Origin of the sequence: Variovorax paradoxus, from assembly GCF_030815855.1 — a bacterium.
Lineage (GTDB): Bacteria > Pseudomonadota > Gammaproteobacteria > Burkholderiales > Burkholderiaceae_C > Variovorax > Variovorax paradoxus_M.
The window spans coordinates 5870921-5890231 of sequence record NZ_JAUSXG010000001.1 but is presented as its reverse complement, the minus strand read 5'-3'; the positions used below and the strand labels follow the sequence as shown (position 1 = coordinate 5890231).

Sequence of the window (19311 nt, the reverse complement as noted above, 5' to 3'; positions counted from 1 at the left end):
ATCGTCCAAAATCGTATCAAAACGTCACCGAACTCGAGCCGAGGAGCCCCGTGGACATTACCCAACTGCTGGCATTCAGCGTCAAGAACAAAGCCTCCGACCTGCATTTGTCGGCCGGCCTGCCCCCGATGATTCGCGTCCATGGCGACGTGCGGCGCATCAACGTCGATGCGCTCGACCACAAGTCGGTGCACGCCATGGTGTACGACATCATGAGCGACACGCACCGCAAGCACTACGAAGAGTTCCTGGAGGTCGATTTCTCGTTCGAAATCGACGGCTTGGCGCGCTTCCGCGTGAATGCCTTCAACCAGGCACGCGGCGCGGCCGCCGTGTTCCGGACCATTCCTTCGAAGATCCTGACGCTGGAGCAGCTCAACGCGCCCAAGATTTTCGCGGATTTGGCGCTCAAGCCGCGCGGCCTGGTGCTGGTGACGGGGCCCACCGGCTCGGGCAAGTCGACCACGCTGGCCGCAATGGTCAACTACCTGAACGAAAACGAGTACGGCCACATCCTCACGGTGGAAGACCCGATCGAGTTCGTGCACGAATCGAAGAAGTGCCTGATCAACCAGCGCGAAGTCGGTCCGATGACGCTCTCGTTCTCGAATGCCCTGCGCTCCGCCCTGCGCGAAGACCCGGACGCGATTCTGGTGGGCGAGCTGCGCGACCTGGAAACCATTCGCCTCGCGATGACCGCGGCCGAAACGGGCCACCTGGTGTTCGGCACGCTGCACACCTCGTCGGCCGCCAAGACCATCGACCGGATCATCGACGTGTTCCCGGGCGAGGAAAAGGAAATGATCCGCGCCATGCTGTCCGAGTCGCTGCAGGCCGTCATTTCGCAGACGCTGTGCAAGACCAAGGACGGCCAGGGCCGCGTCGCTGCGCACGAGATCATGCTGGGCACGCCGGCCATCCGCAACCTGATCCGCGAGGCCAAGGTGGCGCAGATGTATTCGGCCATCCAGACCGGCCAGGGCGCGGGCATGCAGACGCTGGACCAGAACCTGACCGACCTCGTGCGCCGCAATGCCATTTCGGCGGCGGAAGCGCGCGGCAAGGCCAAGATCCCCGAGAATTTCCCAGGCTGATCCACAGCCCTTCGGAGCACCGACAATCATGGAACGCGATCAAGCCAGCCAGTTCATCAACGACCTGCTCAAGCTCATGGTGAGCCGCAACGGCAGCGACTTGTTCATTACCGCGGACTTTCCGCCCGCAATCAAGGTCGACGGCAAGGTCACCAAGGTGTCGCAGCAGGCGCTGGGCGCGCAGCACACGCTGGCGCTCACGCGCTCGGTCATGAACGACCGCCAGACGGCGGAGTTCGAGCGCACCAAGGAGTGCAACTTCGCGATCTCGCCGACCGGCATCGGCCGCTTCCGTGTGAACGCCTTCGTGCAGCAGGGCAAGGTCGGCATGGTGCTGCGGACCATTCCCGCCAAGCTGCCGACCATCGACGGGCTGGGCATGCCGCAAGTGCTGAAGGACGTGTCGATGACCAAGCGCGGCCTCACCATCATGGTGGGCGCCACGGGCTCGGGCAAGTCGACCACGCTGGCCGCCATGATCGACTGGCGCAACGAAAACTCCTACGGCCACATCGTCACGGTGGAAGACCCGGTCGAGTTCGTGCACCCGCACAAGAACTGCGTGGTGACGCAGCGCGAAGTCGGCATCGACACCGACAGCTGGGAAGCCGCGCTCAAAAACACGCTGCGCCAGGCGCCCGACGTGATCCTGATGGGCGAAATCCGCGACCGCGAGACCATGGAGCACGCCGTGGCGTTTGCCGAAACCGGTCACCTTTGCATGGCCACGCTGCACGCCAACAGCGCCAACCAGGCGCTGGACCGGATCATCAACTTCTTCCCTGAAGAACGCCGCGCGCAATTGCTGATGGACCTGTCGCTGAACCTGCGCTCGCTGGTGTCGCAGCGCCTGATTCCGACCGAAGACGGCCAGGGCCGCGTCGCCGCGGTGGAGGTGCTGCTGAACACGCCGCTGATTTCCGACCTGATCTTCAAGGGCGAAGTGGGCGAGATCAAGGAGATCATGAAGAAGAGCCGCAACCTCGGCATGCAGACCTTCGACCAGGCGCTGTTCGACCTGTTCGAGAGCCATTCGATTACCTTCGACGACGCCATCCGCAACGCCGATTCGGCCAATGACCTGCGCTTGCAGATCAAGCTCAACAGCCAGCGCGCGCGCAGCACCGACTTGTCGGCCGGCACGGAGCACTTCGCGATTGTTTAGACGCCCCCCGAAGCGCCTTCGGCGCCTCCCCCACTGGGGGGCGCACCCAGCGGCCCGGCAAAGCCGGTTCCGCGGGTGCGCTGGGTGAATCCGCTGCGAGACGAAGGCCGCTCATTGGCTTTAAGCTCTCGCCCATGAGCAGCATCAACACCCGAACTTACGAATCCACCCCCGCGCAGACGGTGGCCTTTCTGGGCCTTGGCGTCATGGGCGGGCCGATGGCCGGCCACCTGGCCAAGGCCGGCCACAACGTCACGGTCTACAACCGCACGCCGGCGAAGGCCGAAGCCTGGGCCGCCGAGTTCGGCCCGCCGGGCCGCCACGCCGCAACACCGCGCGACGCGGCCGCCGGCGCCGACATCGTGTTCAGCTGCGTCGGCAACGACGACGACCTGCGCTCCGTGGTGCTCGGCCCGAACGGCGCCTTTTCGAGCATGAAAAAGGGCGCCGTGTTCGTCGATCACACCACCGCTTCGGCGGACGTGGCGCGCGAACTGTCGGGTGCGGCGCAGGCGCTCGGCCTGCACTTCATCGACGCGCCTGTTTCCGGCGGCCAGGCCGGCGCGCAGAACGGCGCACTCACCGTGATGTGCGGCGGCGACAAGGCGAGCTTCGAACGCGTCAAGCCGGTGATCGACGCCTTTGCGCGCGCCGTCACGCTGCTCGGCGCCAGCGGTGCCGGCCAGCTCGCAAAAATGGTCAACCAGATCGCCATTGCGGGCCTGGTGCAGGGCCTCTCGGAAGCCATTGCCTTCGGCCAGCGCGCCGGCCTCGACATGAAGATGGTGCTCGAGGTGATCGGCAAGGGCGCCGCCCAGAGCTGGCAGATGGACAACCGCGGCAAGACCATGATCGACGGCAAGTTCGACTACGGCTTTGCGGTCGACTGGATGCGCAAGGACCTGGGCCTGGTGCTCGACGAGGCCAAGCGCAACGGCGCGCGCGTGCCGGTCACCGCGCTGGTCGACCAGTTCTATGCCGACGTGCAACAGGCCGGCGGCAAGCGCTGGGATACGTCGAGCCTCATCATCCGGCTCAAATGAAAAAACCCGCTTCGGCGGGTTTTCTTTTTCAGCGCACCGGCGAGGTGGTCACGCTGCCCGGCTGGGCCGGCGGCAGCGGCTCCATCGGCGGCAGCGGCACGCGCGACGACGATGAGGAAGGCGCCGGAGCCACCGAGGCCGGTGCGGACGCCGGAGCACCCGTGCCGCCGCGCTGGGCCTGGTTGGCCAATTCAGCCTCGCTCACCACCTCGACCACGCGCACCACCTTTTGCACGCCCGAGATGCCGCGCGCGATTTCGGTCGCGCGATCGGTTTCGCGGCGGGTGGCAATGCCCATCAGGTAGACCACGCCGCGCTCGGTCACCACCTTGAACGAGTTGGCGAAGATGTCCTTGGCGTCGAGCAGCGACGCCTTGACCTTGCCGCTGATGAACACGTCGTTCGAACGCTCCTGGAAGGTGCTCGACTGGCCGACGGTGAGTTCGTTGACCACCGAGCGCACGTTGTCCACGCGCTGCACCGCGTCCTCGACGCGGCGGCGGTCGGCCTCGCTGCCCACGGCGCCCGTCAGCAGCACCTGGCGGTTGTAGCTGGTGACGCTCACGTACATGTTGTCGTTGGCAATCTCGCGCACGCGGGCGGCCGCGCGCAGTTCGATGCCCTGGTCGTCGAGCTGGGCGCCGGAGCTGCGGCGGTCGGTCGCCACCATGCCCACGCCCATGGCCGCGGCGCCCCCCACCACGAGCGGCACGCAGCCGGAAAGCCCGGCAACCAGCACGGCTCCCGAGGCGAATGCAATGGCAAGTCGTTGGAATGGTGTCGTCGTCATGTGGAAGCTTCCTGTTCTCCGAGTAACTGGGCATCCACGCCGTCGCACAGGCAATGCAGTGCGAGCAGGTGGACTTCGTGGATGCGCGCCGCACGCTCGTGCGACACACCGATCTGGACATCCGTTTCGCGCAGCGCGCGCCCGATGGCGCCGCCGGTTCCGCTGCTGCCCGCAGCGGGCGTGGCCGGCTGGCCGATGCTGGCGTTTCCGAGCAGGGCGACCACCGTCATGTCGCGTTCGTGCGCGGCCATGACCGCGGCCAGCACCGAAGCCGACTGCCCGCTGGCGCTGAGTGCCAGCAGCACATCGCCGGCCTGGCCGAGCGCGCGCACCTGGCGGGCAAAGCGGTCGGCGTCGACGGCATTGGCGCTGTCGGCCGCGGGATCGGTGCTGTCGCCGGCGAGCGCGATGGCGCCCAGCTCGGGGCGCTCACGCTCGAAGCGGCCGACGAATTGCGACGCGAACTGCGCTGCCAGCAGGCCCGACACGCCCGCACCGCAGGCCAGCACCTTGCCGCCGCTGGTCACGCACGCCAGGATGGCTTGCATGGCCTGCGAAATGGGTTTGCTGAGGACTGGGCCGGCCTGGTACTTGAGGTCGGCGCTATCGATGAAGTGTTGCTGAATCCGTTGCTCGAGCATGGGGCGGGATGATACCGGGGGGCGATGAAACAAGACGTGTGCGGTGTGGAGCCTTCGGCGGCCATTCAGTTCCCGCGCGACCGAGGGCGACGCTACCCGGCGTCGAACGCCCCCTTCAGCCAGGTGATCCGCTCTTCGACCAGCACCACGTCGAAGCGGCAGGGCGGCAGCGTGCGCAGGCCGTTCAGATAATGCCGCGCGGCGAAGACGATGCGCCGCTGCTTGACGCCCGTGATGCTGCCGCCGGCACCGCCATGCGTGCCGGTGCTGCGCTGGCGCACCTCGACGAACACCAGCGTTCCGTCGCGTGGATCGCGCATGATCAGGTCGATCTCGCCGCCGCCGCGTCCGGGCGTTCGATAATTGCGTGCAACCAGCGCCAGACCGGCATCCTGCAGGTGGTCGAGCGCGGCGTCTTCCGCCGCATCGCCGCGATGCTTGGTCGTGATGTTCTTCATGCTTGCTCCCTGCCGGCTTTCTTTTTTGTTTCTTCGGAGAAACCCATTGGCTTCACTCGCACCCGCCTCTTTCGGCGCCGCCCTTTCGGCCGCGCACGACGCCTCGGGTGCGCAGCATTATCCGCAGGGCACGCTGTATGTGGTCGCCACGCCCATCGGCAACCTGGCCGACATCACGCTGCGTGCGCTGCATGTGCTGCAGCTCGTCGACGCCGTCGCCTGCGAAGACACGCGCCATACCCAAAGCCTGCTGCGCGCCTACGGCATCGACCGGCCGAGCGCCCGCTTGCTGGCCGTGCACCAGCACAACGAGGCCGAAGCCGCGCAGGCGGTGGTCGCGCGGCTCGCCCAGGGTGAGCGCATTGCCTACGTGAGCGACGCCGGCACGCCCGGCGTCAGCGACCCCGGCGCGCGACTGGTGGCGGCGGTGCGCGGCGCCGGCCAGCGCGTGCTGCCGCTGCCGGGCGCCAGCAGCGTAACCACCCTGATCGGCGCGGCAGGGCTGGTTGCCGATGGCAGCGATGGCAACGCCAGCAGCGCCTTCGTGTTCGCGGGCTTCCTGCCGACAAAGGCCGGCGAGCGCGACGCCGCCGTGCAGGCGCTCGCGCAGGAGCCGCGCGCCGTGGTGCTGCTGGAAGCGCCGCACCGCATCGAAGCCCTGGCCCGCGCACTCGCCGCGCTGGGCGATCGCCATGTCACCGTGGGGCGCGAACTCACCAAGCAATTCGAAGAGATCGCGACCGTGCCGGCCAGCGCCCTGCCCGACTGGTTCACGGCCGACCGCGACCGCACGCGCGGCGAATTCGCGCTGGTGCTGCATCCCGTGGCCGTTGCGGGCGACGATGGTGCGGAAGGCGAACGCGTGCTGCGGCTGTTGCTGGCCGAACTGCCGGTGAAGACCGCGGTGCGCCTGGCGGCGGAGATCAGCGGCGCACCGCGCAATGCGCTGTACGAAACGGCGCTGCGCATCCGCAACGATGCCGGCTCGGCGGACGACGACGAATAGGCTCAGCCGTCCAGTTCCGCATAGCGCCTGAAGATCCCATCTTCGTTGAAGGCGATGCGGCGCGGGCTTTTCAGGTACTCGTGCACACGCTCCCGGCGACGGACGTTGTCGTGCAGCTTCTCGACCGCCGGTGTGGCGGCCAGCGCTCTGGCGGCGGCTTTGGGGAATGCATAGCGCAGGCCGTCCACCAGTTGAAACAGCGACAGGTCGGCGTAGGTCAGCACATCGCCGACGAGATGCGACGACCCCGCCGGGTTGCGCTGCAGCACGCGCTCGAACCAGTTCAGGAACTTGGGAATCCGCTCCTCGCGAAAGGCCCGCGCGCGCTGCATGGCCGCGTCGCGCTGGTCTTCGTAATAGGCGCCGGTGGAGATCGGATGGTGGGTGTCGTGCGCCTCCGCGACCACGTCGGCGATGGTGAGCTGCAGCTGGTGCGTCCACAGGCCATCGGATTCGCCGACACCCGCGAGGCCGAGCCTCGGCCCGAGGTACAGCAGGATGGCCGCGGTCTGCCCCACGACGATGTCGCCGTCGACGAGGAACGGCGGCGCGAACGACGGGCGGACGATCTCCGGGTCGTCGAGCCGGTCGCTCAACGCGGATTCGCCGCCGCCCTTCTTCTCCGGCAGCCGCGCCACATCGACATAGTCCGCACCGGTCGCCTCGAGCGCGAGCCGCACGAATTCCCCGCGGCCCTGGATGGTGGGCCAGTAGTGAAGTTGGTACGTCATGCGGCCATGGTGTCAGGGTCCGCGCGACCCTGCAACCGGCCGGCTCAGAGCCCCTCGGCGAGCTCGGCTGCCCTGCGTTTCGCCTCGGTTCTTGCCTCCGCGTCGACTTCCGGTCCCATCAGGGTCTTTTCGACGACCACCGAGCGAACCTCGCGCACGCCGATGAAGCGCAGCCAGGTCTCGACATAGGGCAGCTGAAAGTCGAGCGCGTGCGCGGAGCCGTCTGCTCCCAGAGGGTAGTCCAGCCCCCTCGCGCACACCACCGTCGCCATGCGGGTCTGGAGCATGCCGGAGAGGCCCGCCGCGTCGAAGCGGAACAGCACGTCCTTGTGCGACACCACGTCGATCAGGTGCTTCAGCTTGTAGGGAATGCCGAAATTCCAGAGCGGCATTGCCAGCACGATGTGGTCCGCGGCGTGAAAAGGCGCGGCGATGCGCCTGACCTCGTCCCAGGCCGTTTGCTGGGCGGCGGTCAGCGGCACGCCGTTGATGCCGGCGTACTTGGCGTCGAGCATGTCTTGCGACAGCTCCGGAAGCTCCATCGCCCATGGGTTCAGGGTGGTCACGCGGCAGCCGGGGTGGACGCGCGCCACCTCGTCGATGAATGCCCCGGCGACCTCGATGCTGGCGGAGCGCGCTTTCCTCGGCGAGGCCTCGATGTACAGAAGTTCTTTCATGGCATGCGGTGAGTGGTTCAGGACAGCCGAGGCTAGGCACCTCAGGCAATGCACACAAGCAACATAATTTGCACTGATTCAGAAATAATCTCACTGAAACCCATGCTCGACTCCCAGCAATTGCGCGCCTTCGTCTCGGTGGCCGACCACGCCAGCGTGACCCGCGCGGCCGAAGCCATGCACCTGACGCAGTCGGCCGTCAGCGCGCAGATCCGAAGGCTGGAAGAGCAGCTGGGTTGCCGCGTCTTCGACCGCACCACCCGGTCGCTGCAGCTCACGGCGCAGGGCAGCGTGCTGCTGAGCTATGCCAGGAGCATCCTCAGCTTGCAGCAGCAGGCGGTTTCCAGGCTCGCCGCGCCCCGCCATGCGCCGGCGACGCTGCGCCTCGGCTGCTCGGAGGGGTTCCCCTGCGAATGGCTGTTCGCCGCGCTCGCGGGCTTTCGCCAGCGCAGGCCGGACGTGCACGTGGAGGTCACGGGCGGCATCAGCACGGTGCTTGCCAGGCAGGTGCGGCAGCGCTCGCTCGACCTGATGGTGGGAACGGTCTGCGATGCCGGCAGCGACACGGAAACGCTGTGGATGGAACCGCTGGTGTGGGCTTTTTCCGAGAAGGCGCTGCTGAGCGCCGACTCGCCGGCTCCGCTCGCCTTTCTCTCGGAGCCCTGCCCCTTCCGGGAGGCCGCGCTGGCATCGCTGGCGGGCCACGGCTCGGGTTGGCAGATCGTGCTGACCGCGCAGAGTTCTGGCGCCTTGGTGGCGGCAGCGGCCGCCGGCCTGGCGATCACCGTGCTGACGCCCTCCGGCATGCCGCCGAGCCTGCGCGCCATTCCGCCGGGAAGCTTCTTGCCGGCGCTGCCGCCGGCGCGCTTCGTGATCCAGCGCGCCGAGGGGAGCACCGCGCCGGAGCCCCTGGCGGCGCTGGTCGACGAGGTTCGGGAGGCCTGCTTTCGGTGGCGCGGGGCGCACGCACGGGCGACGGCTTAGAAGGTCTCCCAGTCTCCGCTGACAGCAGGCGTCCCCGTGAAGGCCACCGCCGGCTTGCGCTGCGGGACGGCCATGGCAGGCCGCGCCCGGACGGGCACCGGCACGGGCGCCGCCACGGCGGGGTTTTCGCCCTCGTCATCGAGCTTGAAGGTTGCCACGACCTGCGACAGGCTGCCGGCCTGCTCCTGCAGCGATTGGACGGCCGCCGCCGCTTCTTCGACCAAGGCCGCGTTCTGCTGCGTCACCTGGTCCATCTGCGCAATCGCCTGGTTCACCTGCTCGATCCCCTGAGCCTGCTCGTGACTCGCCGCGGTGATCTCCCCGATGATGTCGGTCACCCGCCGTACGCTGCCCACGATTTCTTTCATGGTCTTGCCGGCTTCGCCCACGAGCGCGCTGCCCACGTCGACCTTGCCCACGGAGTCGTCGATCAGACCCTTGATTTCTTTCGCCGCCGCGCCCGAGCGCTGCGCCAGGCTTCGCACTTCGGAAGCCACCACCGCGAAGCCGCGGCCCTGTTCGCCCGCCCGAGCGGCTTCGACGGCTGCGTTCAATGCCAGGATGTTGGTCTGGAACGCAATACCGTCGATCACGCCGATGATGTCGACAATCTTTTTCGAGGAAGCGTTGATCGAGGCCATGGTGTCGACCACCTGGCCCACGACATTGCCGCCCTTGACGGCTACTTCGGAGGCGGACAGGGCCAGCTGGTTGGCCTGGCGTGCGTTGTCGGCGTTCTGCTTCACCGTGCTCGTGAGTTCTTCCATCGAAGCCGCGGTCTGCTCCAGCGAACTCGCCTGTTCTTCGGTGCGCGAAGACAGGTCCTGGTTGCCGGCGGCGATTTGTCCGGAGGCCACCACGATCGAATCGGTCGATGCCTTGATGCGCGTCACCACGTCCGTCAGGGTGTCTTCCATCTCGCCCATGCCACGCAGCAGGCGTCCGAAATCGCCGCCGCGCTCGGTTTCGAATTCCTTGCTGAGGTCGCCCGCGGCCACGGTCTCCGCGATGAAGATGGCTTCGCCGAGCGGTTGCATGATGCCGCGCGCGAGCCAGACGATGCAGGCGGCGCCGGCCAGCAGCGCGGCGAGCCCAAGGCTTCCCATGAGGTTCTGTGCCGAATCGGCACGCCGTGCGAGTTCCGGGGCGATGCCGCCGCCGGCCGCGATGTCATGGAGGCATGCGATACCGACCGCGAGCCCCGCGGCCATCAACAGCCACACGATCCCGAACGCCACCCCCAGTTGGGCACTGATCTTCCAATTGCGCATGTGCTTTCCTTGACGGCCCGGCCACCGATGCGGAGACCAGGCTGTTAGGCATATCGGCAGCCATGCGCTGAAACTTGAGGGTCCGCATCTAGGCATAAACCCGGAGAAATGAGCAAACGCACTGATGCCGCGCCGCGGAAAAGCTACCGACTCGGGTTTCGATCATCCTGCGTACGAATCCGCTGGCCGCGGTCAATGCCTACATGGTGGATGCTGTCCAACTCGCAGCGCCGCCACAAACCCACACCCTCCAACGCATTGGTGATGTCAATCTTTGCCAGTCTGTAGAACCCCAGGACCAGCCCTTGCGCGAAGGCGGAGATCAGCGGCTCCGCGCGCCCGGCACTCCTCGTGCTGCCGCGGATCAGTTTGCCGCCAAGCTCCATGAGCTTCAGTGTGTGGGTAGATGCGGTAACGGTACTTTCCTTCGGCACCCGCAGACACCAAAGCCTGGAGCCGAGCGTCCACACCGAGTGATGCGGAACCTCGTCGAGCCGAGCCCCTTCGATCGCGACCTGCCTTGCGCGGATTGCATCGAAGTCGCGATGGTCTCGGCCATAGAAGAACTCAGCGAATTCATCGGCTTTCTTCTCCGCCCCGCGTTCGCCACGTGTCATGTTCTCCATCGCCCTGAGACCGGAGACATGCTCGACGAGAAAACCCAGCTCATCGCCCGACATCCGGCGACCGGACGCCATGCAGCGGTCATACCAGTCCGCCAACTGCGCCAAGGTCTTCCATTCCACGTAAGCCCTGTCGAAAGGTGTATCTGGAGAGAAGCAAGGGAGCCGCTTGAGCCAGCATTCCGGCCGCTTCACGGCAGCGGCCTTCCGATCTCCTCCCCTGAACCATCGACTCCGCCGCTTGCACTGCAGGCTGCCTGCACAAAGGCTGCGCCCACGAGAAACATCCCGTTTTTCATTTCGATCCAATCCCTGACTGATTTTTTTGCATCGCTCGGTCTTCGCCGTTGCGTGCTGGATCGTATCTCGAATAGTCGTGTTACGACTATTCCGTAACGGACTAGACGATGAACGCATGTCCGTTTCTCTTTATCACGCCGAATACGAGGCGCTGCGCAACCTGATGCGCGACGTTCGGGCGAAGGCTGGACTAACGCAGGTGCAGATGGCCGAAGCCCTGGGTGTCGGCCAGTCCTACGTATCCAAGCTTGAACGTGGCGAGAACTTCGTCGACGTGCTGCTGTTTGCTCGGTGGTGTTCGGCTTGTGGAGTCAAGCCGGGCAAAACCTTGGACAAGTTAGTAGGGACGCAGGTCTAGGGACCAACGATTCGATCGTGCGAGCACTACGGCGGTTATCTGGAAGAAGTTCCGGTACTTCGTTCTGCTGAGGCTACGGTGGGGCAGTGACCCGTATGCAGCGGTTGAAGTCATTCATACGAACACCCTGAGCGTCAGGTTTCGTGAGAAGCCGACGTCGAAGGAGTCGCTCCTCCGACTAAATCCTCGTCCTGCGAACGAGGTCAGCGAACTGCCTCCGCTCGCCGAACAAGGACTCTTATAGTCCTGCAGAAGCACCACCCTACGGCTCCAGCTTCTTCGCCTCAATGCATTGATCGACCTCAGGCAGCCTCTTCGCTAACTCGCGGGCAGCCAGGGTGGACTGTGATGCAAGACCCATAATGCGGGCTTATGCAACCAACGGCTATCTTTGAAGGTTCGGACGCCGCCTGCAAGGTGGAGCCGCTGCTTCGCTGGGCCGGCAGCAAGAAGAAGCTGCTTCCGGTGCTTCTCGCGGCTACCCCGAACGACTCTCAGCGCTACATCGAGCCTTTTGCGGGCTCAGCAGTCCTGTTCCTGCGCCTGGATGCAGGCAACGCGATTCTTGGTGACCTCAACCAGTCGTTGATTGAGACCTACCGCATCGTGCAGCGTTGTCCGCGTGCCGTCTGGGAGCGGGCTTCCATGCTTGGCAACAGCCACGACGATTACTACACGATTCGGGCGATCCCACGCGATCACTTAGATGCCTATGAACGAGCGGCGCAATTCGTGTACCTCAACCGGTACTGCTTCAACGGGGTGTATCGCACCAACCGCGCGGGCCAGTTCAACGTGGCGCGCGGCAAAGGTCATCTTTTCATGCCCGACCTTGAAACATTTCAAGCGTTCGCCAAAAGGCTCAGGGCGGCCGAGCTCCGGTGCAGCGACTTTGAAGAGATCCTGTCTGAGGCTGGGCGAGGAGACTTTGTGTACCTCGACCCGCCATATGCCCTGGGCAACAAGCGAGACCGTGGTGAGTACGGCTGCGATGCCTTTCGTGAGAAGGACGAGCGCCGTCTTATCGCATCGCTACGGGCCGCTGATCGCCGCGGCGCCAGGATCTTACTGTCGTACTCCCCAGCACCGACCGTGCTGCAAGGACTCAAAAAGTGGCGACGCCACGACTTGACCGTAGCGCGGAACGTTGCAGGATTCACGTCAGCGCGCAGGTTTGCCGACGAAGTCCTGCTCTCCAACTACGATTGGCAAAGCAGTTAGCATTTAGCAAGACCAATAACAAAGGGAGAGTGCCGTGGAGGACGCTATCGCGCACGAAGAAGGCACCATTGAGGCTGTTTTCGCGATCCTTGGTGATCCGCACTTCACCGAGGAGCACGGATCACATCTCAAGATCAAGCAGGGCGGCGAATTGGCCAGCACGAACCCGAGGGTCAATCCTTGGGCGGGACTCAATGAACTCGTCGCATCACAAATGCTGACGGCTGACGCGATTCTCTGCCCCGGCGACATTGCGTTTCAAAACAGCGCCATCACGTTGTCCGCCGGATGGAAGCACTTGGTCGACCTCGGCGCGCGGCTGAGCAGCGAGCACGTGATCTGCGCGACTGGTAATCACGACGTGACGTCCCGCAGCATGGCCGACACTCTGAAGAAGGCTGTGATCCGGAACCTCAAGGCCGGCAACGGCCCATTCGAGCAGCTCAAGGTCTTGCACCCGCCCTATCCTTCGGTAACACGCGGAGACACAGGCCACCTGCAGGGGCAAGACCACCGCGTGCGCTACTTCGGCGCCGGACTAGTCTTGGTGTCTTCCCAGAAGTATCAGGTGCTGATCGTGAACAGTTGCAGCGAGCACGGTCACGACGAATTCGAGCATGAGCGCGGTACCTTCCCGCCCTCGGCAGTCGAGGAGCTCAAGACCGCGTTGCAACAGTGCGATCTGAAGAAGATCAGCGTCGCCATCATGCATCACCCGCCGGAGTCACATACCCAAGACGGCAGTGGCGCGCACGACTTCGTGGACAACGGCCAGCAACTGCTAAAGCTGCTGGCCGACCAGGGCGACTGGCTGGTCGTCCACGGTCACAAACACGAGGCGCGGTTGGGCCAAGCGTCCGGCAGCGGACTACAGCCCATCGTCTTCGGAGCGGCGAGTCTGGCTATTCATATCGAGGCGATCAAGGGCACTGTCAGGAACCAGTTCTACCTGCTCAAGGTCCGCTTGCAGCCCCGCGGCCTCACAGGCAGGTTCCAGACTTGGGATTGGTCCACTGGCCGAGGTTGGGAGCCTGCCAAGCCGGAAGGGGATGGCATCTACGACGGCGCCGCCTTTGGCGCTCGCGAGCCTCAACGGGTGATCATGGACATCGTAGCGCTGACTGCTCTTCCCATGGACTGGAGCGACGTCATTCGCCTAGTGCCCGACGCCGATCTGCTACCGCCTGAAGCACGCAATCAGGTGCGTCAACGCCTTCGCGAGCGGCATGGCCTGCACATCCACGTCGACAGCAAGGACGGGCAGTGGACCAAGCTTGAAAAGGCCGCACCATGAGCCGTCAGACCTTCCTCGAGCCCTTCAACGCCAAGACGATGTCGTACGCCGAGGTGGCGAGGACATTCGTTCCCTCCACGAAATTCACCCAACTGGCAGGCGCCTGGAATTCGGTGCTTGTAGGCCCGCGGGGCGGCGGCAAGACGACGTTGCTCAAGATGCTTAGCGTTGAGGGGCAGGAAGCCTGGGCGGGCCCCGTGTCTGAACCGTACAAAAAGACGCTCGGCTACACCGGCATCTATGTTCCGTCGGACATCGCTTGGGGGACGATGCTTGAGTCGCTTCAGGAGGCGGGTCAGGACGAGCGGGTGGTCACTCTCTTTTCCCAAGCCGCCTTCGTCACCCACGTCCTATTGGCCGTTGCTGCCGGCATTGAGCGACACGTCTCGCGCCATCCCCCGCTCAGGCCCCAGCATGTTGCCCTCCCGGAGGGCGCGAGCAACCTGCCGACACAGGCAGAGCTGGAAAGGGTGATTGCATCGATCGCGGTAATGTGGCGGGTCAAGCCTGTGTCGCTTTCCTCGGCTAGCCTGGTCGACGCCTTGAGGTTGCGGCTACTCGACATCAAGCAGGACGCCCACCTGCTGGCGCAACTCGGCGGCACGGTTGGTCCGAGCCAAGACTATCTGGGTATGGACATGCTCGAATCTGCGTCACAAGCGCTGCAGGCTTTCGATGCGACGTATCAGCGGCCGGATCACCGCTGGTGCCTGCTGCTTGACGAATTCGAGGTGGCGCCCATGCACCTTCAGAAGACAGTGCTGGCTGCCATGCGCGCGAGCGGAGCACACAAGATCCTGCTAAAGGTCGCACTTGCCCCTTGCGGTCCTGATTTGCTTTATGAGCAGCAGTCAAACGCGCCACCAAGCCAGATCAACGATGTGCAGCAAGTCGAGCTTTGGTATGCAGACAAGGCCGAGGCCAGCGACTTTTGCCAGCAGGTGTTTCTATCACGCAGCAGTTCCTACCCCGCACTCCGCGACAAGACCCCGACCGAAGTCTTTGGCACATCGGCGTTTGCCGTGGTCGATGACAGCGGCGAGACCGAGCAGATTGGCCTGTTTGTTCCGGCCAGTAGCAAAGACAAGAAACAGATTTCAGATCAGTTCCAGTCACTGGCAGGCAAGGACACGTCTTTCGTTGAGTTTCTTCAGCGAAAGCAGATCGACCTGTCCCAGGAGTTGGGATTGCAGCCCCATGATCCCCACGGCAATACCCTGCGCAAGATCGCACCCCTCGTGGCGTTCCGCAACGCCTACCGAGGAAAAGGGGTCGGGCGCAAGCGCGGCGTGAAGCCGTTCAACACAGCCTATTCCGGCTGGGAATCCATATCGGCGATCAGCGAGGGCAACCCGCGCTGGTTGATTGGCCTAGTCACTCGCATCATGTCGCAAAGTGACCTGCGTCAGTTCCCAGTGCCGACACCGCAGCAGACTTCGGCTGTCCAGTGGAACTGCCAGCGCTACGCCGAGATGCTTCAGGCAGTCGCCAATGAGCAGTTCGGCTCGATCAAGACTTCGACGCCCATATACGAAGTGCTGTCCAAGATTGGCAAGTACTTCCACGACCGCCTGGTCACCACGAACTTCGTTGAAGACCCACCCATGTCTTTCGTTGTTGACGACCGCGTGAGCGACGACGTGGAGCACGCCCTGCGGATCGCCGTGAATCACGGGGCCATTGTGTGCTTTGAGGCTGCGGCGGACGTCGGCGGGTTTCGCACTCTGCGCGGCAAACGCTTCAGACTTACCTACTTGCTTGCACCGGTCTTCAAGCTGCCGATGCGCAAATCGAAGTCGGTGTCGTTGTCCACAATTCTTGAAGCCAAGCCGGAAGCGCCTGCGGAACAGGTGGTGCTGGTACCCGATCAGGGTGGCAAATGGACGCAGGAAGGTCTATGGGCCAATTAGCCATCCGCAACCTGACGCAGACGCGGATTGAGGGCAAGACGCTCTCTACGAGCGTGGGCAAGATTCCCTCGCTGGTAATCGTCGCGGCGGGTACCGGCTCGCGCCGCGGGCACCTCCTTAATCTGCTGAAGGAAGAGGCCTCCTTCAACTCGCGCGTCATCGCGGTTTGCAGCGACGCCGAGAGAGCGGATAGCAAGCCACTTCGACGCCTGCAGGTGGAACAGCTTGCCTGTCCCGCAGCATGCGAGGCAGTCCGGACCCTCCCTCGCGGCGATGATGGCGCCGCATCGATCCTTATCGACCTTTCCTGCCTGGCCCGGCAACACATCGGTGCACTCTTTTCCGCGATCAAGCACTTGGCAAAGCAAGGCCCAGTTGATCTCCAGATCGCCTACAGGCTGGCGCGCTTCGTGAAGCCGCCGCTACATTGGTCAACGGCCATCCGACGGATCGCACCGGTGAACAATGACTTCGCCGGATGGACCGCCGCGCCCGACATGCCGATCGAGCTGGTTATCGCACTGGGATACGAGAAGGGCAAGGCTATTGGGGCGGCCGAGTACCTGGAGCCCGGCGATACCTGGCTCTTCGTGCCGACGTCACCAGAGGGTAAGTACCTCAGAGAGGTTCAAATCCAGAACAAGGAGCTGCTTCAGGAGCGACAGACCAAGCTGTTGGAGTACGAGGTGCTTTCACCAGTCGATGCCTATCACTCGTTGCTGTCGCTGGTGCGGGGCATGAGGAGCGTGGCGCGTCCGATCTTGCTGCCGTTCGGCCCCAAGGTCTTCTTCGGGTTGTCGCTTCTCGTTGCGTTGGTGATTGAGGAGGCCGCCGTATGGTTCGTGGACGGAGAGAACACCAGCGGCACAGATATGGGCCAACCATCTCCTCACGCAGTCATCATGAGCTGTCGCGTCGAACCCATCAGTGCATCGGCAGCTACAACAGCGCAATCGGTTCATCTGTCCGGCAGCGTCTAGTCGCGAGCCCTACCGCACCGGGCCGGCGTCGATTCGCGACGCACCTGCCTCCCCCCGTTCTGGATGCGAAAAGTAACGGCACACTCGCGAAGAAAATAGGATTGCGAACAGTAGTCGGCGGTTTTTCCTATGAACGACCGGTTTCGGACCACGTCGCCGACGTTCGCCCGGAAGTATCGGATGTCCGGGTCAGTCTGAAGCCGACTTTGCGGCGGAATTAATGAGCTTTACTCAGACCGCTCGTCGAGATTCCTCTGCCGTCGTTGCGCCTCAAAGTCTCGAACTCGATGCGCCCTGGTGCTCGCCAGCGGGCACCGCGCCAGAAATGTAGAGGAGCTAGCCGTGTTTCCTGCACCCCAAATCGCCGAACTCGCACCCCTATCGGCACACCTAACTACCATAAGATTCAGAAAAATTTCCTCGGACCAATCGGACGACTGAACCGACTCCCCAGACAAGAAAACAAAAAAGCCGGACACTTTTGAAAGTGTCCGGCTTCATATCTGGTCCCGCCGCCAGGAATCGAACCTGGATCTCAGCCTTCGGAGGGCCGAATTCTATCCGTTGAAATACAGCGAGGAATCTGGGCTCCGGCAGAACCGGAGCCTCGCATTATCGCCCATCAGACGGCGATTTCTTCTGCTTCGTTCCTGATGCCCGCGGTCGAGTTCCGTCCAAAGCCCAGGCCGGCCAGGTAAACGCGGAATGTGCGCCGGCCGCTGAGCACCAGGTCGAAGGCCGTCGGGTCGAGCAGCCAGTTCTGAATGAGCCCACTGATGAGCGCGTGCAAGCCCTGCGCAGCCACATGTCCGGGCACCGGCAGCTTGATGTTGCCGCGGCGCGCGGCCAGGCGCAGGGCTTTTTCAAAATCGGTCACGCAGGCGTTGCGCGCATCCAGGTGCCGCTGCTGCACCGACGCCATGTCGTGCGTGTACTCGACCTTGTGGGTCGCCACGTCGAAAACGCGGCGCACCTGCGGGTCGGTGGCCATGAGGGTCAGCGCATGCACCATGCCCGCCTCGATCTCGGCCAGGGGGTCGTCGTTGCCCGCCGCCGCGGCGGCCCGGGGACCGGCCTCCAGCGGCAGGATGACGCGCTCCATCATGGCGTTGAAGATGTCCGCCTTGTCCTTGAAGTGCCAATAGATGGCGCCGCGCGTCGCGCCGGCCTGCTGTGCAATCTGTTGCAGCGAAGTCTGCGAAACACCTTGCGCCTGAAACAGCAACTCCGCAGCATCGAGCAACCGATGCCGCGTGGCCAATGCTTCTTCCTTCGTACGACGTGCCACCAAGTCTCCTGATTTGTAAAGCCAAGCCCTTTCCGCATCGTGGGGCCATTCAATGCTGTCACTATACATCCATGAATGTATGTAAACTACCGGGCTTCCCCGATGGCCCGGCTGTCTGTGCTGGTTTCCGGTTCGCTTCGCGAACAGGCCATCTCCCGTCTTTGCTTCAAAGGATTCGCATGCCTCTCCTGCATGTTTCGCGTCAATCGTCGTTCTCGCCGCGCCTCGCGATCGTGGCCGCTGCTGTGGTGTTGGTGCTCGCGGCCTGTTCCAAGGGCGATGCGCCCGCCGGACAGGGCGGCGCAGGCGGCGGCGCCCGGCCGGCGCCCGAAGTCGGCGTTGTGGTGGCCGCGCCAACCGACGTGGGCCTGGTCACCGAACTGCCGGGTCGGCTCGAGGCCTCGCGCGTGGCCCAGGTGCGGGCCCGCGCCTCGGGCATCCTGCTGAAGCGCGAATTCCGCGAAGGCAGCGACGTGAAGGCCGGCCAGTTGCTGTTCCGCATCGACCCGGCTCCGCTGGTCGCCGCCTCGCAGAATGCGCAGGCCACGCTGGCGCGCGCCGAGGCCAACGCCGTGCAGGCCAAGGCCCTGGCCGACCGCTACAAGCCGCTGGTCGAGGCCAATGCGGTCAGCAAGCAGGAATACGCGAATGCGGTGGCTGCGCAAAAGACGGCCGAGGCCGACGTGGCCGCTGGCCGCGCCGCCGTGCAAACCGCCAAGATCAATCTCGGCTACGCCGACGTGACCTCGCCCATTGCAGGCCGCATCGGCCGCGCACTGGTCACCGAGGGCGCGCTGGTGGGCCAGGGCGACGCCACCGAACTGGCTGTGGTGCAGCAGATCAACCCGATGTACGTGAACTTCACGCAGTCGGCGTCCGATGTGCTGAAGCTGCGCCGCGCACTGGCGGCCGGCCAGTACAAGCGGGCCAACGGCGAAGAGGCGGCGAGCGTGACCGTCGTGCTGGAAGACGGCACCGACTACGCGCTGCCCGGCAAGCTGCTGTTCTCCGACCTGACGGTGGATTCGACCACCGGCCAGGTGACGCTGCGCGCCGAAGTGCCCAACCCCAAGGGCGAGCTGCTGCCCGGCCTGTATGTGCGCGTGAAGCTCGAGCAGGCCCAGGCCACCAACGCGATCACGATTCCCCAGCAAGCCGTCACGCGCACCCAGCAGGGCGACACGGTGTCGGTGGTGAGCGCCGACGGCAAGATCAGCCAGCGCACGGTGAAGATCAGCGCCGCCAAGGACAACCAGTGGGTGGTGCTCGACGGCTTGAAGGCGGGCGAGCAGGTGATGGTCGACGGCTTCCAGAAGCTGCAGATGATGCCGCCCGGCACGCCCGTGAAGGCGGTGCCCTGGAAGAAGCCGGCGCCGAACGGCGCGGGGCAATCGGCACAACCGGCAGCGCCGGCGGCGTCTGCCGCGGCGGCGCCAGCCAGCGGTCCGGCGCCTGCCACGGCCGAGAAGAAGTAATC

19 protein-coding genes and 1 tRNA gene are annotated in these 19311 nt (G+C 64.5%); 11 read left to right on the top strand and 9 right to left on the bottom strand.

Annotated features, from left to right (window positions below; all coding sequences use genetic code 11):
- Positions 1 to 50 precede the first annotated feature (50 nt).
- From QFZ42_RS28035 to QFZ42_RS28025, 3 genes are all read left to right on the top strand, one after another.
- Positions 51 to 1094 (top strand): type IV pilus twitching motility protein PilT, encoded by a 1044-nt coding sequence (locus QFZ42_RS28035; protein ID WP_307704093.1) that lies wholly within the window; start codon positions 51 to 53, stop codon positions 1092 to 1094.
- 28 nt (positions 1095 to 1122) lie between these two features.
- Positions 1123 to 2259, top strand: a complete 1137-nt coding sequence (locus QFZ42_RS28030) for a PilT/PilU family type 4a pilus ATPase (protein ID WP_307704092.1) — start codon at positions 1123 to 1125, stop codon at positions 2257 to 2259.
- Positions 2260 to 2393: 134 nt separating this feature from the next.
- Complete coding sequence (locus QFZ42_RS28025) at positions 2394 to 3302, top strand: NAD(P)-dependent oxidoreductase (protein WP_307704091.1); 909 nt, start codon at positions 2394 to 2396, stop codon at positions 3300 to 3302.
- Positions 3303 to 3330: 28 nt separating this feature from the next.
- Here the strand turns inward: QFZ42_RS28025 and QFZ42_RS28020 are convergent, their stop codons facing one another.
- The 3 genes from QFZ42_RS28020 to QFZ42_RS28010 form a co-directional block, all read right to left on the bottom strand.
- A complete protein-coding gene (locus QFZ42_RS28020) occupies positions 3331 to 4092 on the bottom strand; it encodes a BON domain-containing protein (protein ID WP_307704090.1) in 762 nt (253 codons plus the stop codon).
- Entirely contained in the window at positions 4089 to 4733 is a 645-nt protein-coding gene (locus tag QFZ42_RS28015) for an SIS domain-containing protein (protein WP_307704089.1), read from the bottom strand. The genes QFZ42_RS28020 and QFZ42_RS28015 overlap by 4 nt, the downstream gene beginning before the upstream one ends.
- 92 nt (positions 4734 to 4825) lie before the next feature.
- Positions 4826 to 5191, bottom strand: a complete 366-nt coding sequence (locus QFZ42_RS28010; protein WP_307704088.1) for a YraN family protein — start codon at positions 5189 to 5191, stop codon at positions 4826 to 4828.
- Positions 5192 to 5237: 46 nt separating this feature from the next.
- On the opposite strand from QFZ42_RS28010, the gene rsmI reads away from it, so the two are divergent.
- A complete protein-coding gene (gene rsmI / locus QFZ42_RS28005; protein WP_307704087.1) occupies positions 5238 to 6197 on the top strand; it encodes a 16S rRNA (cytidine(1402)-2'-O)-methyltransferase in 960 nt (319 codons plus the stop codon).
- Between the two features lie 2 nt (positions 6198 to 6199).
- Here the strand turns inward: rsmI and QFZ42_RS28000 are convergent, their stop codons facing one another.
- Entirely contained in the window at positions 6200 to 6928 is a 729-nt protein-coding gene (locus QFZ42_RS28000) for a glutathione S-transferase (protein ID WP_307704086.1), read from the bottom strand.
- 44 nt (positions 6929 to 6972) lie between these two features.
- Positions 6973 to 7605 carry an FMN-dependent NADH-azoreductase gene (locus tag QFZ42_RS27995; protein WP_307704085.1) on the bottom strand — a complete coding sequence of 211 codons (633 nt, stop codon included), beginning with the start codon at positions 7603 to 7605 and terminating at the stop codon, positions 6973 to 6975.
- Between the two features lie 102 nt (positions 7606 to 7707).
- Between QFZ42_RS27995 and QFZ42_RS27990 the strand changes: the two genes are divergently transcribed.
- Positions 7708 to 8589, top strand: coding sequence for a LysR family transcriptional regulator (locus tag QFZ42_RS27990; protein WP_307704084.1), 882 nt, complete (start codon positions 7708 to 7710; stop codon positions 8587 to 8589).
- On the opposite strand, the gene QFZ42_RS27985 is transcribed toward QFZ42_RS27990, so the two are convergent.
- Together QFZ42_RS27985 and QFZ42_RS27980 are read right to left on the bottom strand one after the other, a co-directional pair.
- Positions 8586 to 9860: a methyl-accepting chemotaxis protein gene (locus QFZ42_RS27985; protein WP_307704083.1), complete on the bottom strand. Its 1275-nt coding sequence runs from the start codon at positions 9858 to 9860 to the stop codon at positions 8586 to 8588. The two genes, QFZ42_RS27990 and QFZ42_RS27985, sit on opposite strands and share 4 nt — an antisense overlap.
- Positions 9861 to 10003: 143 nt before the next feature.
- Complete coding sequence (locus tag QFZ42_RS27980; protein ID WP_307704082.1) at positions 10004 to 10591, bottom strand: hypothetical protein; 588 nt, start codon at positions 10589 to 10591, stop codon at positions 10004 to 10006.
- A 307-nt stretch (positions 10592 to 10898) separates the two neighbouring features.
- Here QFZ42_RS27980 and QFZ42_RS27975 point away from each other — a divergent pair, with 307 nt between their 5' ends.
- From QFZ42_RS27975 to QFZ42_RS27955, 5 genes are all read left to right on the top strand, one after another.
- On the top strand, positions 10899 to 11141 hold the full coding sequence (locus tag QFZ42_RS27975; protein WP_307704081.1) for a helix-turn-helix domain-containing protein: 243 nt from the start codon (positions 10899 to 10901) through the stop codon (positions 11139 to 11141).
- 372 nt (positions 11142 to 11513) lie between these two features.
- A complete protein-coding gene (locus QFZ42_RS27970) occupies positions 11514 to 12362 on the top strand; it encodes a DNA adenine methylase (RefSeq protein WP_307704080.1) in 849 nt (282 codons plus the stop codon).
- A 34-nt stretch (positions 12363 to 12396) separates the two neighbouring features.
- The gene (locus QFZ42_RS27965) at positions 12397 to 13656 is read left to right on the top strand and encodes a metallophosphoesterase family protein (protein WP_307704079.1); all 1260 of its coding nucleotides are present in this window, start codon (positions 12397 to 12399) and stop codon (positions 13654 to 13656) included.
- On the top strand, positions 13653 to 15566 hold the full coding sequence (locus tag QFZ42_RS27960) for an ORC-CDC6 family AAA ATPase (RefSeq protein WP_307704078.1): 1914 nt from the start codon (positions 13653 to 13655) through the stop codon (positions 15564 to 15566). Before QFZ42_RS27965 ends, QFZ42_RS27960 begins: the two co-directional genes overlap by 4 nt.
- Positions 15554 to 16546, top strand: coding sequence for a hypothetical protein (locus QFZ42_RS27955; protein ID WP_307704077.1), 993 nt, complete (start codon positions 15554 to 15556; stop codon positions 16544 to 16546). Before QFZ42_RS27960 ends, QFZ42_RS27955 begins: the two co-directional genes overlap by 13 nt.
- Before the next feature lie 504 nt (positions 16547 to 17050).
- Here QFZ42_RS27955 and QFZ42_RS27950 read toward each other — a convergent pair.
- Together QFZ42_RS27950 and QFZ42_RS27945 are read right to left on the bottom strand one after the other, a co-directional pair.
- Positions 17051 to 17125, bottom strand: a tRNA-Arg gene (locus QFZ42_RS27950).
- Between the two features lie 43 nt (positions 17126 to 17168).
- Complete coding sequence (locus tag QFZ42_RS27945) at positions 17169 to 17837, bottom strand: TetR family transcriptional regulator (protein WP_307704076.1); 669 nt, start codon at positions 17835 to 17837, stop codon at positions 17169 to 17171.
- Positions 17838 to 18013: 176 nt separating this feature from the next.
- Here QFZ42_RS27945 and QFZ42_RS27940 point away from each other — a divergent pair, with 176 nt between their 5' ends.
- Entirely contained in the window at positions 18014 to 19309 is a 1296-nt protein-coding gene (locus QFZ42_RS27940; protein WP_307704075.1) for an efflux RND transporter periplasmic adaptor subunit, read from the top strand.
- Positions 19310 to 19311 lie beyond the last annotated feature (2 nt).